This is a genomic window from Paraburkholderia nodosa (assembly GCF_001718195.1).
GTDB lineage: Bacteria > Pseudomonadota > Gammaproteobacteria > Burkholderiales > Burkholderiaceae > Paraburkholderia > Paraburkholderia nodosa_A.
Genome location: NZ_MCNV01000022.1, coordinates 125,761 through 139,063, shown reverse-complemented (window position 1 = coordinate 139,063; position 13,303 = coordinate 125,761). Strand labels below are relative to the sequence as shown.

11 protein-coding genes are annotated in these 13,303 nt (G+C 65.6%); 4 read left to right on the top strand and 7 right to left on the bottom strand.

Translation table 11 applies throughout. The features are described 5' to 3' along the window. Positions 1-362 precede the first annotated feature (362 nt). Entirely contained in the window at positions 363-1,388 is a 1,026-nt protein-coding gene (locus BFD71_RS29425; protein WP_069267820.1) for an IS110 family transposase, read from the top strand. A gap of 340 nt (positions 1,389-1,728) precedes the next feature. Further along, positions 1,729-2,592 (top strand): 4-hydroxybenzoate octaprenyltransferase, encoded by an 864-nt coding sequence (gene ubiA / locus BFD71_RS29420; protein ID WP_069267836.1) that lies wholly within the window; start codon positions 1,729-1,731, stop codon positions 2,590-2,592. A 72-nt stretch (positions 2,593-2,664) separates the two neighbouring features. Here the strand turns inward: ubiA and proC are convergent, their stop codons facing one another. The 6 genes from proC to BFD71_RS29390 form a co-directional block, all read right to left on the bottom strand. Further along, positions 2,665-3,480 carry a pyrroline-5-carboxylate reductase gene (proC, locus tag BFD71_RS29415; protein ID WP_069267819.1) on the bottom strand — a complete coding sequence of 272 codons (816 nt, stop codon included), beginning with the start codon at positions 3,478-3,480 and terminating at the stop codon, positions 2,665-2,667. Positions 3,481-3,502: 22 nt separating this feature from the next. Then, a complete protein-coding gene (locus BFD71_RS29410) occupies positions 3,503-4,201 on the bottom strand; it encodes a YggS family pyridoxal phosphate-dependent enzyme (protein WP_069267818.1) in 699 nt (232 codons plus the stop codon). Between the two features lie 177 nt (positions 4,202-4,378). After that, the gene (glcF, locus tag BFD71_RS29405; protein WP_069267817.1) at positions 4,379-5,608 is read right to left on the bottom strand and encodes a glycolate oxidase subunit GlcF; all 1,230 of its coding nucleotides are present in this window, start codon (positions 5,606-5,608) and stop codon (positions 4,379-4,381) included. Positions 5,609-5,626: 18 nt separating this feature from the next. Continuing rightward, complete coding sequence (gene glcE / locus BFD71_RS29400) at positions 5,627-6,715, bottom strand: glycolate oxidase subunit GlcE (RefSeq protein WP_069267816.1); 1,089 nt, start codon at positions 6,713-6,715, stop codon at positions 5,627-5,629. Positions 6,716-6,856: 141 nt separating this feature from the next. Further along, on the bottom strand, positions 6,857-8,362 hold the full coding sequence (locus BFD71_RS29395) for an FAD-linked oxidase C-terminal domain-containing protein (RefSeq protein ID WP_069267815.1): 1,506 nt from the start codon (positions 8,360-8,362) through the stop codon (positions 6,857-6,859). Between the two features lie 48 nt (positions 8,363-8,410). Continuing rightward, positions 8,411-9,826, bottom strand: coding sequence for an FAD-binding oxidoreductase (locus tag BFD71_RS29390; RefSeq protein WP_069267814.1), 1,416 nt, complete (start codon positions 9,824-9,826; stop codon positions 8,411-8,413). 194 nt (positions 9,827-10,020) lie between these two features. On the opposite strand from BFD71_RS29390, the gene BFD71_RS29385 reads away from it, so the two are divergent. Together BFD71_RS29385 and hmpA are read left to right on the top strand one after the other, a co-directional pair. Continuing rightward, on the top strand, positions 10,021-10,596 hold the full coding sequence (locus BFD71_RS29385; RefSeq protein WP_069267813.1) for a cob(I)yrinic acid a,c-diamide adenosyltransferase: 576 nt from the start codon (positions 10,021-10,023) through the stop codon (positions 10,594-10,596). Between the two features lie 261 nt (positions 10,597-10,857). After that, positions 10,858-12,060, top strand: coding sequence for an NO-inducible flavohemoprotein (gene hmpA, locus BFD71_RS29380; protein WP_069267812.1), 1,203 nt, complete (start codon positions 10,858-10,860; stop codon positions 12,058-12,060). Between the two features lie 119 nt (positions 12,061-12,179). Here hmpA and BFD71_RS29375 read toward each other — a convergent pair whose 3' ends face one another. Further along, entirely contained in the window at positions 12,180-13,184 is a 1,005-nt protein-coding gene (locus tag BFD71_RS29375; RefSeq protein WP_069267811.1) for a GlxA family transcriptional regulator, read from the bottom strand. Positions 13,185-13,303 lie beyond the last annotated feature (119 nt).

Below are 13,303 nucleotides of genomic sequence, written 5' to 3'. Positions count from 1 at the left end.
GGCGGTGAGCAGCTCTTCGTGGCCTGCTGGCGTGTTGGGATAGGTGGTGACGCTTCCTGCAACTCCGAAGGCGACATCAAGGGTGGCTTTTGCCACGTCAATTCCGACAGCGATTTTTTCAGACATGGTTCCCCGGATCCCATTCTTGTGAATGCGAATTTGAATTCAAGCAACTGTTCGGGCTTATCGAAGAACGGTAGCGGTCATACGCCGAATGCTCATTAACGGGCTTTCAGGCCCATGATGGTTATCAGGCTGCATGACCGCCGTCCGTGAGCAGAAAGATACAAGATGGTCAGCCTGACCCGAAACAGCCCGATCGGCTTACGCTGATCGGGCTGTTTCCTTTTTGGGAGATCGTCATGGACACCATCTCGTTGATCGGAATCGATCTGGGTAAGCATTGCTTCCACCTGCACGCACAGTCCGCATCGGGCCGTATGGTGTTCCGCAAGAAGCTCACGCGCAGCCAGATGCTGACGCTGCTGGGCAATCTTCCGCGCTGTACGGTAGTCATGGAAGCGTGCGCAGGCGCGCACTGGGTTGCAAGACGTGTGGAGGTACTGGGGCACCAGGCCAAACTGATTTCCCCGCAGTTCGTCAAACCGTTCCTGCTAGGCAACAAGAACGATTTCGCCGATGCGCAGGCGATCTGCGAGGCGGCGTCGCGTCCCGGCATGCGGTTCGTCAGTCCGCGCAACGAGACTCAACAGACCCTCTCGGCAATGCACCGTGTGCGCGAGAGCCTGATACGCGATCGCACCGGCACGATCAACCAGATCCACGCTTTCCTACTGGAATTTGGCATAAGCCTGCCCAAGGGGATCGCGGTCATCCGGCGGTTGCCCGCCATCCTGGCCGCGCATGATTTACCGCCGCGGTTGATCGCCTTGCTCGAACGCCTGCAGGCGCACTTCAAGTATCTGGATGAGCAGGTGAGCGCGGTCGAGCGCGAATTGATGCAGCAACTTCGCGAGGACGAACGTAGTCAGCGTCTGCTGGAGATTCCGGGCATCGGCCCCGTGACGGCCAGCGTGCTGGCGACCGAACTGGGTGATGCCGGGCAGTTCGCTTCGGCGCGCCAGTTCGCGGCGTCGATCGGACTGGTCCCGCGCCAATACAGCACCGGCGGCAAGCCGACACTGCTGGGGATCAGCAAGCGTGGCGACAAGAATCTGAGGCGGCTTCTGGTGCAAGGCGCGCGCGCCGTCATGCAGCAGATCGAGCGACGCCCCGACCGGCTCGGCTGCTGGGTCCGCAGCCTGCTGACGCGACGGCATTCCAACGTGGTGGCCTGTGCATTGGCCAATAAATTGGCGAGGATCGCCTGGGCTGTCCTCGCCAGAGGCACGCGCTACCTGGGCGAACAGGCTGTGACAGCAGCCTGACGCGGCGTCGCTTATCACGTTGTACTCAACCCCTTCCTGGTTTTGCGACGCGAGATACGTGAAGGCACAAACGACTCAACGGCCGGGCAAGCAACCTGGTAAAAACAACAGCGCCAGACGCTGAGGCCTTTTATAGGTTTGCCCGGCGCGGCTCTCATCATGGGGCGGGAACCTGTTCCCATCATGACCCCGGATAGATTTGCGCACGTCCAATTTATGCCAACACCGCCTCGCTTGCAAAAATCAGGCTGACCATAGATTGTTTTTGCGCGGGCGCGGCTCGCGGCGACGGCGCGCCGCCCTGGCCTACAATAGCGGCATCGCTTTTCCCGCCCCGATCATGTTCGCCCGACTCCCGCTCTATTTGCGGCTCGTCCGCATGGACAAGCCGATCGGCAGCCTGCTGCTGCTGTGGCCGACGCTCAACGCGCTGTGGATCGCCTCGGACGGCCATCCGCCCCTCTCGCTGCTGATCATCTTCACGGTCGGCACCGTGCTGATGCGCTCGGCGGGCTGCGCGATCAACGACTACGCCGACCGCGATTTCGACCGCCACGTCAAACGGACGGCCGAACGCCCCATCACGTCGGGCCGCATTCGCGCCTGGGAAGCGGTGGCGATTGCCGCGGGCCTCGCGCTCGTGTCGTTCCTGTTGATCCTGCCGCTCAATGCGCTGACGAAGCAGCTTTCGGTCGTGGCGCTGTTCGTAGCGGCGTCGTATCCGTTCACCAAGCGCTTTTTCGCGATTCCGCAGGCGTATCTGGGCATTGCGTTCGGCTTCGGCATTCCCATGGCATTTGCCGCCGTGCAGGACCACGTGCCGGCGCTCGCGTGGATCATGCTGGCCGCGAACGTGTTCTGGTCCGTGGCCTACGACACCGAATACGCGATGGTCGATCGCGACGACGACATCAAGATCGGCATTCGCACCTCGGCGCTCACTTTCGGCCGCTTCGACGTGCTCGCGATCATGCTCTGCTATGCGGCCACGCTCGGCATTTACGTGTGGGTGGGCGTGACGCTGGGCTTCGGCTGGCTCTACTGGCTCGGCTGGGCGGCCGCCGTGGGCTGCGCCATTTATCACTACACCCTCATCAAGAACCGCGAACGCATGCCGTGCTTCGCCGCGTTTCGCCACAACAACTGGCTGGGCGGCGTGCTGTTCGTCGGGATTGCGGCCCATTACGCCGTCGCGGGACTCTGAGGCGAGATCGATGAAAAAAAGCGCCGGGTGCATGACGCACCCGGCGCTTTTTCTATCTGGACTGCGGTGCGCTTACTGCTTGCCGAATTCCTCGCCCATTTCCTTCGCGCGCGCATCGGCCGCGAGCGCGCCCTTGACGATGGCGGCCTTCACGCCCGAAGCGTCGAACGACGCCAGCGCAGCGGCGGTCGTCCCACCCTTGGAAGTCACGCGCTCGCGCAGCACGGCGGGCGGCTCGTCCGATTGCAGCGCGAGTTGCGCCGCGCCCGTGAACGTGGCGATGGCGAGCGCGCGGCCTTGCTGCTCGTCCATGCCGAGCTGGCGCGCCGCTTCTTCGAGCGCTTCGATGAAGTAGAACACGTAGGCCGGGCCGCTGCCCGAAATGCCCGTGACGGCGTCGATCTTCGCTTCGTCGTCGAACCAGACCGTTTGGCCGACTGCGCCGAGCACATCCGAAGCGAGCTGGCGGCCCGCGGCGTCCACCCCGCTGCTCGCGACGAGACCGGTTGCGCCCATGCCGATCAGCGCGGGCGTGTTCGGCATCGTGCGCACGACGCGCGCGTGGCCGTTCAGCCAGCGGGAGAGATCGTCGATGCGAATGCCGGCCATGATGCTGATGACGACCTGATGCGCACCAAGGTACGGTGCGATGCCTTCGGCCGCGGCCTTGGCGATTTGCGGCTTCACGGCGATCAGAACGGCGTCGTACGACGCGAGCGCGGCGTCCGCGGCGGCGCCGGTGCGCACGCCGAACTGCTCGGCGCTGCGCTTGCGGGCGTCCTCGTTCGGATCGATCGCGTAGAGTTTGTCGGCGGGAACGCCCTTGCGGATCAGACCGCCGATGAGTGCGGCGGCCATGTTGCCGCCCCCGATGAAGGCAATTTTCATGGTGATGGAATCGTTCAGTGAATCAGTGAGAGTAGTCGCGCGCGCCGAAAATCGCGGTGCCGACGCGCACGATCGTCGCGCCTTCGAGCACCGCGGCTTCGAGGTCGGCCGACATGCCCATGGAGAGCGTGTCGAGCGCGAGGCCATCTGCGCGTAGCGCTTCGAACAGCTCGCGTAGCTGGCGGTGCGGCGCGCGTTGCCCCTCGAGTGAGGTTTCCGGCTCGGGAATCGACATGAGCCCGCGCAGGCGCAGGTTGGGCAGGGCGGCGATCTGGCGCGCGACCTGCTGCGCTTCTTGCGGAGTGACGCCGCTCTTGCTGGCTTCGCCGCTCACGTTGACCTGCAGGCAGACGTTGAGCGGCGCCATGCCGGCGGGACGTTGCGCCGACAGGCGTTCGGCAATCTTCAGACGATCGACCGAATGGACCCAGTCGAATCGCTCGGCTACAGGGCGTGTCTTGTTCGATTGGAGCGGCCCGATGAAATGCCATTCCATGCTCGCGCGCAAGTCGGCGAGCGCCTCGATCTTGTCCACGGATTCCTGCACGTAGTTTTCGCCGAACGCGCGCTGGCCGGCAGCGTGAGCGGCGCGCACGTCCTGCGCAGGAAACGTTTTCGAAACCGCGAGCAGCTCCACGCTTTGCGGGTCGCGGCCGGCGTTGCGGGCGGCGGCGGCGATGCGCTCGCGGACAGCTTCGAGATTGTGGGAGAGATCGGTCATCGGGCTGAAGGCCGGCGCGTGAAATGGCGCGCGCCGCTGTTTGGATCCAAAACGAACAGAACGAGGGCCATTATACGGACTGCGCACGGCGCGAAACACTGGCCGGAAAGGCTATACCGAATGGCCGACTGTTGGCGCGCCGCGCGTCTCGTTACGCTGGTTCTGTTCCCGATGGACTCAATTCGTCACCAGCATATGTTCGACCAGCTCAATCCAGTGCGTGACCGGAATTGCCGTGCCGCTTTGCAGGTGCGTAATGCAGCCTATGTTGGCGGAGACGATCAATTGCGGCTCCAGCGCCTGCAGCCGGTCCACTTTCTGGTTGCGCAGCGTGTAGGAAAGGCGCGGCTGCATGATCGAATAGGTGCCCGCGGAGCCGCAGCAAAGATGGCTGTCGGCGGGCAACCGCACATCGAGCCCGAGCGCGGTGAGCAGCCGTTCCACGCCGCCGCGCAACTGCTGGCCATGCTGCAGCGTGCAGGGCGGATGCCACGCTACCGTCTTGATGCTACGGCGCCTCGTGTTGGCCACGAGCTGTTCCTCGAATGCGGGCAGCAATTCCGAGAGATCGCGGGTGAGTTCGACCACGCGGCGCGCCTTCTCCACATAGGCCGGATCGTCGCGCAGCAGGTGCGCGTATTCCTTCACCGTCGCACCGCAGCCCGAGGCGTTCATCACGATCGCTTCCGCGCCTTGCTCGATGTACGGCCACCAGGCGTCGATGTTCGCGCGCACGTCGTCGAGCGCGTCATCGGCGTAGCCCATATGCAGGCGAATCGCGCCGCAGCAGCCCGATTGCGGCGCGACGATGGTTTCGATGCCGAGCGCATCCAGCACGCGCGCGGTCGCGATGTTGATGTTGGGCATCATCGAGGGCTGCACGCAGCCTTGCAGCATGAGCATCTTGCGCGCGTGCTTCGCCGTGGGCCAGGCGAGCGAGCGCTGGCGCACGGGCACCTTGTCGCGCAGGCGCTTGGGCAGAAGCGGCCGCACCTGCTGGCCGAGGCGCATCGCCGGCGTGAAGAGGGCGCGGCGCGGCAGCACGCCCGCGAGCAGGCGGCGCATGATGCGCTGGCGCAGCGGCCGCTTCACCATCTGTTCGGCATGCTTGCGGCCTACTTCCACGAGGCGTCCGTACTGCACGCCGGAAGGGCAGGTGGTCTCGCAACTGCGGCATGTGAGGCAGCGGTCGAGGTGCGTGAGCGTGCTCTTCGTGACCGGCGCGCCTTCCACCATCTGCTTCATGAGATAGATGCGCCCGCGCGGGCCGTCCAGCTCGTCGCCGAGCAACTGATAGGTCGGGCAGGTCGCGGTGCAGAAGCCGCAATGCACGCACTTGCGCAGGATCGCGTCGGCTTCGTCGCCGTCGGGGGTGTTGCGTATGAAGTCCGCGAGGTTCGTCTGCATCGCCGCGTGTGGGTGTCGTCAGAAGTCGGAATACAGCCGGCCGCGATTGAAGATGCGGGCCGGGTCGAAGGCGGCCTTCAGGCCGCGATGGATCCTCATGAGCGGCGCGGGCAAAGGCGTGAAGACGCCCGCGCTGCGATCGTAGTCGCGTCCCGTGCGGAACATCGTGGCGTGACCGCCGGCTTGCTTCGCGCTGATACGCACGGTTTGTGCGTCGGTTTCCGTGATCCACCAGCGCTGCGCGCCGCCCCATTCCATGAGTTGCGCGCCGGGCAATTGCAGGGGCTCCGCGATCGAGGGCAGCGCGAGGCGCCAGAGCGCCGCGTTGGGCGCAATCGACGCAAAGAACGGATCGGTCTGCTCGCGCAGGCCCGCCCAGAAGCGTTCGGCCTCCACGGCGTCCACCACTTCGCCGCCCAGGCTCGCGCGGGCCGTCTTCACCGCGGCTTCCGCGCCCGCGAGGCGTACCGCGAGCGTGCCGTTGCGCCAGGCGCTCGCCGTCATCGGCAGCGGGCGGCCGCCCCATTCGTTGAGCTTGCGCACGGCGTCCGTGCCGTTCATGTCGAACTTGAGCGTGGTTTCCGCTTGCGGCGTCGGCAGCACCTTCACCGAAAGCTCCAGCAGCAGCCCGAGCGTGCCGAGCGAGCCCGCCATGAGCCGCGAAACGTCGTAGCCCGCCACGTTCTTCACGACCTGGCCGCCGAAATGCAGCACCTCGCCGTGGCCGTTCATGAGCACCGCGCCCAGTACGAAGTCGCGCGGTGCGCCCGCGCTCGCCCGCCGCGGCCCGGCAATGCCTGCGGCAATGCAGCCGCCCAGGGTGGCCTGCGCGCCAAAGTGCGGCGGCTCGAACGCGAGCATCTGGCTGTGGGCCGCAAGCGCCGTTTCAATGTCCGCAAGCGGTGTGCCGGCGCGCGCCGTGATCACCAGTTCTGCCGGGTCGTACGCGATGATGCCGCGGTGTGCGCGCGTGTCGAGAATCTCGCCTTCGAGCGACTGGCCGTACCAGTCCTTCGTGCCCCCGCCGCGAATGCGCAGCGCCCGGCCATCGGCGCTCGCCGCCCGGATGCGTTCGGACCAGTCCGAGACGATGTCGTCCTCTTCCATGTCGTGATGGTCGCGCTCGTTCGTTATATGGTTCGTTCGATTGTACTGAGCGAACCCCGCCTGACAACCCGGAGCGGACCCTCATTCGGGTCACGCGATATGCATAGACTGCGCGGTGCCGGGTGCGTGTTTGCGCGTCTGTCAGAAGCGCGGCAACTCGGGATGTGGCAGCAGATTCCCGCGCACATGCATGCGTCCGTACTCGGCGCAGCGCGCCCGGGTGGGGATCCCCTTGTCGGGGTTGAGCAGCCTGGCCGGGTCGAACGCGTGTTTCACCGCATGAAACGCGTCGCGCTCCTGCGGCGAGAATTGCACGCACATCGAATTGATCTTCTCGATGCCCACGCCGTGCTCGCCCGTCACGGTGCCACCCAGTTCGACGCAGGTCTCGAGAATGTCCGAGCCGAAAGCCTCTGCGCGGTGCCATTCGTCGAGGTCGTTGCCGTTGAAGAGAATGAGGGGGTGCATGTTGCCGTCGCCGGCATGGAACACGTTGATGCAGCGCAGTCCATACTGCTTTTCCATCTCGTGGATGCGCGCGAGCAGCGGCCCGATCGCGCGGCGCGGCACTGTGCCGTCCATGCAGTAGTAGTCGGGCGAGATGCGGCCCGCGGCCGGAAACGCATTCTTGCGGCCCGACCAGAAGCGCAGGCGTTCTTCCTCGGTGCGCGAGATCTGGATGCGCGTGGCGCCATGCTCGCGCAGCACCGTGGTCGTGCGCGCAATCTCGTCGGCGACTTCCTCGGGCGTGCCGTCGGCTTCGCACAGCAGGATGGCGGCGGCGTCGAGGTCGTAGCCCGCGTTCACGAACTCCTCCACGGCGCGCGTGGCCGGCTTGTCCATCATTTCCAGGCCCGCCGGAATGATGCCTGAGGCGATGATGCCCGCGACGGCGTCGCCGCCTTTCACGACGTCGTCGAAGCTCGCCATGATGACCTGCGCGGTTTGCGGGCGCGGAATCAGTTTGACGGTCACCTCGGTCACGATCGCGAACATGCCTTCGCTGCCGATCATCACCGCGAGCAGGTCGAGGCCCGGCGCATCGGGCGCGAGCGAGCCGAATTCGACGATCTCGCCGTCCATCGTGACGGCGCGCACCCGCAGCACGTTGTGCACCGTGAGGCCGTACTTCAGGCAATGGACGCCGCCGGAATTCTCCGAAACGTTGCCGCCTATCGTGCAAGCGATCTGCGACGAAGGGTCTGGCGCGTAGTAAAGGCCGAAGGGCGCCGCCGCTTCGGAAACGGCCAGATTGCGCACGCCGGGTTGCACGGTGGCCGTGCGCGCATAGGAATCGACTTCGAGAATGCGCTTGAAGCGCGCGAGCGAAAGCACGATGCCATGCCGGATCGGCATGGCGCCGCCCGAGAGGCCGGTGCCCGCGCCGCGCGGCACGACCGGCACGTCGAGGCGCCGGCAGATCTGCACGATGCGTTGCACCTGCGACTCGGTCTCCGGCAGCGCCACGGCGAGCGGCAGCCGCCGGTAGGCGGCGAGGCCGTCGCACTCGTAGGCGACGGTGTCCTCCTCGCGATGCAGCAGGCAATGCGCCGGCAGCACGGCCATCAACGCCTGGACTACCTCGCGCTGGCGTTGCGCGAGCGCTTCCGGGCTCAGCTCGGGCAAGTTCGCCTCGGGTGCGTTCATGTCTCCTCCCGTCTGTTGCGCATGTGTGCGCTTCTCAGCGCTTGTCGGTTACACCGCCCAGCTGAAGATCTTGCCCGGATTCATCAGGTTGTGCGGATCGAGTGCGTGCTTGATCGCGCGCATCGTGTCGATGGTGTCCGCGCCGTGCTCTTCCACGAGGAAATCCATCTTGTGCAGGCCCACGCCGTGTTCGCCCGTGCAGGTGCCGTCCATCGCGATCGCACGCTGCACGATGCGGTGATTCAGGCGTTCGGCCTCCTCGATTTCCTCGGGCTTGTTCGGGTCGATCAGGATCGCCACGTGGAAGTTGCCGTCGCCCACGTGGCCGACGATCGGGCAGGGCAGCGGCGAGGCCTTGAGGTCGGTTTCCGTCTCGATCACGCATTCGGCGAGGCGCGAGATCGGCACGCATACGTCGGTCGTCACGGCGCGGCAGCCGGGCTTGAGCTGCAGCATCGCGAAGTAGGCGTTGTGGCGCGCGTTCCACAGGCGGCTGCGGTCCTCGGGGCGCGTGGCCCATTCGAAGCCTTCGCCACCGTGCTGCGCGGCAAGCTCTTGCACGAGCTGCGCCTGTTCCGCGACGCCCGCCTCGGTGCCGTGAAATTCGAAGAAGAGCGTGTGCTTTTCGCGCAGCGTGAGGTTCGAATGCTTGTTGATCGCGCGCACCGCGAGGGAGTCGATGAATTCCACGCGCGCGATCGGCACGCCGATCTGGATCGTCTCGATCACCGTGCGCACGGCCTCCGCCATCGAAGGGAACGCGCACACCGCCGCCGAGACTGCCTCGGGCTGCGGGTAGAGTCGCACCGTGATTTCGGTGATCACGCCGAGCGTGCCTTCCGAGCCGACGAAAAGGCGTGTGAGGTCGTAGCCCGCCGACGACTTGCGTGCGCGCGTGCCGGTTTTGACCACGCGGCCGTCGGCGAGCACGGCGGTCAGGCCGAGCACGTTCTCGCGCATCGTGCCGTAGCGCACGGCGTTGGTGCCCGAGGCGCGCGTGGCCGTCATGCCGCCGATGCTCGCATCGGCGCCCGGATCGATCGGGAAGAACAGACCCGTGTCGCGCAGCGCTTCGTTGAGTTGCTTGCGCGAGATGCCGGGCTCGACGGTCACGGTGAGATCTTCGGCGTTGATCGAGAGCACGCGGTTCATCTGCGAGAGGTCGATCGACACGCCGCCCTGCACGGCCAGCAAGTGCCCCTCGAGCGACGAGCCGTTGCCATAGGGAATGATCGGCACGCCGTGACGGGCGCACAGCTTGACGATGGTCTGGATATCTTCGGTGCTCTGCGCGAACACCACGGCGTCGGGCAGTTGTGGATCGAAGGGCGATTCGTCGCGGCCGTGATGGGCGCGTACGGCTTCGGAGGTGGAGACGCGTTCGCCGAACGCGCTGCGCAGCTGATCGAGGAGTTCGGCGGGGAACGGGCGGCGTGCGAGGGCCGGCGGCGCGGGGTGATTCACGCGGGTGTCTCCTTCGTATGGGTATGACTTCTGGCTCGGACCATTTTACGCTGAACGTCCGCGCCGCAAAGCCGCGCTCCTTATGTTGCAGTGCACGAAACCTATAATAGGGCCGGCAGGCGTGGACGCCGTACCCGGCGCCGGGTGCGCGTGATGCGCGACCTGCGCGAATTTACAGCTTCGGAGAGCACGACATGGGCAATCGCCTGAGCAAGATTGCAACGCGCACCGGCGACGACGGTTCGACCGGCCTCGGCGACGGCAGCCGCGTACGCAAGGACGACGCGCGCATCGTCGCGATCGGCGACGTCGATGAGCTTAATTCGCAGATCGGCGTGTTGCTGTGCGAAACGCTCCCCGATGATGTGCGTGGGGCGCTCGTCGCAATCCAGCACGACCTGTTCGATCTCGGCGGCGAGCTGTGCATGCCGGGCTACACGCTCGTGACCGACGAACACCTCGCGCGGCTCGATGGCTGGCTCGAGCACTACAACGCCACGCTGTCGCCGCTCAAGGAATTCATCCTCCCCGGCGGCTCGCGGGCGGCGGCGCTCGCGCACGTGTGCCGCACCGTGTGCCGACGCGCCGAGCGCGCGGTTGTCGCAATGGGCGCGTCGGCGAACTCGGGCCCGCCGCTCGCCGATACGCCGCGCCGCTACGTCAACCGGCTCTCCGATCTGTTCTTCGTGCTCGCGCGCGTGCTCAACCGGGCCGCGGGCGGCAGTGACGTGCTCTGGCGGCACGACCGGGGCGCGGGCACGGGCGAGTAAGGCATAAAAGGGCGCGAGCGCGCGGCGCCGTCCGGCCGACGTGCGCTCCGAGGTGGCGTCTAGCGTCCAACCGCACCGCCATCGTCCGAAAAAGACTGTTTCCCGCACCGCAAAAACCCCGCCGAAGCGGGCTCCACGGCCATGCGCCGCGCGTCCCGGGCGACCGCAGTCGGGAAATTGCTGGGTGCGACAAAATGCCTGGGTCGGGCTGTCGCATTAAAGATGTATCGTGTGTACATCTTTACCACGGAGAAGCCGTAAATGACTGCGCTCACCGCCGACCAGATGGCCCGCGTGAAGGCCACTGCGCCTGTTTTCGCCGAGCACGGCGCCACGATCACCAAGCATTTCTACAAGCGGATGTTCGCCGCGCACCCCGAGCTCAAGAACATCTTCAACCAGACGCATCAGCAAAGCGGCAGCCAGCCCGAAACGCTCGCCCGCGCGGTGTACGCGTACGCGGCGAACATTGACAATCTGGGCGCGCTCGGCGGCGCGGTCACGCACATCGCGCACAAGCATGCGAGCCTGAACATCCGTCCGGAGCACTATCCGATCGTCGGCCGCCATTTGCTCGGCGCAGTCGTGGACGTGCTCGGCGACGCCGTGGACCAGCCCACACTCGACGCCTGGGCCGTGGCCTACGAGCAGCTCGCGAACATCATGATCGGCACCGAGGCGAAGCTGTACGAAGGGGCTTCCTGGAGCGGCTTCCGTCCGTTCAAGGTGATGCGCAAGCAAGTCGAAAGCGACGAGATCACCTCGTTCTATCTCGCGCCGGCCGACGGTGCATCGGCAGGCGGCTTCGAGCCGGGCCAGTATGTGAGCGTCACGCGCTTCGTCGACAAGCTCGGCGTGGACCAGCCGCGTCAGTACAGCCTCTCGGACGCGCCGCACGGCAAATGGCTGCGCATCTCGGTGAAGCGGGAGGCTGGCCGCGGCGAAGCGCAGCCGGGCCACGTATCGAACCTCATGCATGACGGCGTGGAAGAAGGCGCGGTGGTGCACGTGAGCGCGCCGATGGGCGAGTTCACGCTCGATCGCAAGAAGACGTCGCCGGTCGTGCTGATGAGCGGCGGTGTGGGCATTACGCCGATGAAGTCGATGCTCTCCACGCTGATCGCCGAGCGTAGCGAGCGCAAGGTGACCTTCGTGCATGCATGCCGTAACGCGAAGGTGCACGCATTCCGCGACTTTCTGCGTCACGCGGTCTGCGAGTACCCGAACGTCAAGCGTGCCGTGTTCTACGAAGAAGTCGGTACAAACGACCGCCAGGGCGTTGACTACGACTTCGAAGGGCGCATCGATATCGGCCGCATCGAAGCGGATGCGTTGCTGCCCGACGCGGATTACTACCTGTGCGGCCCCGTGGCATTCATGCGCGAACAGCGCGAGGCGCTGATTGCCCGCGGCGTCGATGCTTCGCGTATCCACACGGAGATCTTCGGCTCCGGCATGCTGTAACGTTGCACACGAGGCGTGCCGAAATTACACGCTGAGTACGCCGAATGAAAAAGACGCCGCGCGTAAGCGCGGCGTTTTGCGTATGCAGCGGTAAAACATGTATCGAATTGCGACCGGGATCACTCACCCGAAGCCCGCCGGTTCACGGCGCGATACCCCGATGGCGAAATCGAGAGCCTGCGCCGGAAGATCCGCGCAAGACGCTCGCCGCGCGGCACACCGCAGCGTTGCGCGATCTCGTCGATGGGAAGATTGGTTTGCGCGAGCAGGAGGCAACTGGCATCGAGCCGGGTACGCAGCAAATATTCGGACGGCGTGAGTCCCGTTTGCGTCTTGAAGTGGCGCAGGAAGTTTCGCATGCTCATCTGCGCGACGCGCGCCGCATCGGCCACCGAAATCGGCTGATGGTAGTTCTCGCGCAGCCAGTGCGCAGCCGAACTGATCTTGCCGTTCGCGCTGTCCGCTTCGCCATCGTCGAGCATGGGGCCGAGCCGCTCCCACGAGCCCGGCATCGAGTCCTCGGATACGCGCTGCGCGAGCGCCACGCCGTGATTGCGCTTGACCACCTTGAGCGCGGCGACGAGCGCCTCGGAAGGCGTCACGACAGAAGCGCCGGCGTTGCGCGCTTCCAGCGCCCGGCGTAGCCGCTGCGCCGAGCTTGCCGTATTGCCGCCCGTGCGCAGGAAGGGCACATCGGCGGCGGCGAGTACGGCGCGTCCCTCGCCGAGTGCGCGGATGATGCGCACTTTCGGTGCGAGCATCTGCAGCCGCGTGATGAGCCGCGCGTTGTCGCGCGCTTGCATCGCACCAGGGCCGCCGGCGATGAACAGTGTGTCGAAGCCGCTGCGCAGCGGGCCATGCAGGCTCTCGGACCATATCCGCAGGCCGCAGCCGCTGGCCACGTTGCCGCCAGGCTCGGAAAGCATGACGATCGAATAAGCAGGAAGCGTGTCGGCGCAGGCATCGTTCGCGAGACGAAACACATCGGCGAGCAAGGTCACATCCCCGAGCGGGAAGCCCTCGAAAACCAGGATGCCGATGCGTTTGGCCACGGGTCCGAACTTCAAGTGAGCGCCGCGCGGCTGGAAAGCGGCTTGCCGGCAGACCACCCTGTCGATGTACATGGCCGGTTCCTCGCGCAGAAAGGATTCGCAGGAGTACGTTGCGTTTTTGCGCCGCGTGCCCTCATCCGGCTGAGTGGGGCTGTTACATGCGGTCACATCACGCTCTCGGGATTCATGAT

Excerpts from the sequence above, each read along its gene's own strand:
- hmpA (WP_069267812.1), top strand. The coding sequence starts at position 10,858 with ATGACTGCGCTCACCGCCGACCAGATGGCCCGCGTGAAGGCCACTGCG.
- glcE (WP_069267816.1), bottom strand. The coding sequence starts at position 6,715 with ATGGAAGAGGACGACATCGTCTCGGACTGGTCCGAACGCATCCGGGCG.
- BFD71_RS29410 (WP_069267818.1), bottom strand. The coding sequence starts at position 4,201 with ATGACCGATCTCTCCCACAATCTCGAAGCTGTCCGCGAGCGCATCGCC.
- proC (WP_069267819.1), bottom strand. The coding sequence starts at position 3,480 with ATGAAAATTGCCTTCATCGGGGGCGGCAACATGGCCGCCGCACTCATC.
- glcF (WP_069267817.1), bottom strand. The coding sequence starts at position 5,608 with ATGCAGACGAACCTCGCGGACTTCATACGCAACACCCCCGACGGCGAC.
- BFD71_RS29425 (WP_069267820.1), top strand. The coding sequence starts at position 363 with ATGGACACCATCTCGTTGATCGGAATCGATCTGGGTAAGCATTGCTTC.
- BFD71_RS29375 (WP_069267811.1), bottom strand. The coding sequence starts at position 13,184 with ATGTACATCGACAGGGTGGTCTGCCGGCAAGCCGCTTTCCAGCCGCGC.
- BFD71_RS29385 (WP_069267813.1), top strand. The coding sequence starts at position 10,021 with ATGGGCAATCGCCTGAGCAAGATTGCAACGCGCACCGGCGACGACGGT.
- BFD71_RS29395 (WP_069267815.1), bottom strand. The coding sequence starts at position 8,362 with ATGAACGCACCCGAGGCGAACTTGCCCGAGCTGAGCCCGGAAGCGCTC.
- ubiA (WP_069267836.1), top strand. The coding sequence starts at position 1,729 with ATGTTCGCCCGACTCCCGCTCTATTTGCGGCTCGTCCGCATGGACAAG.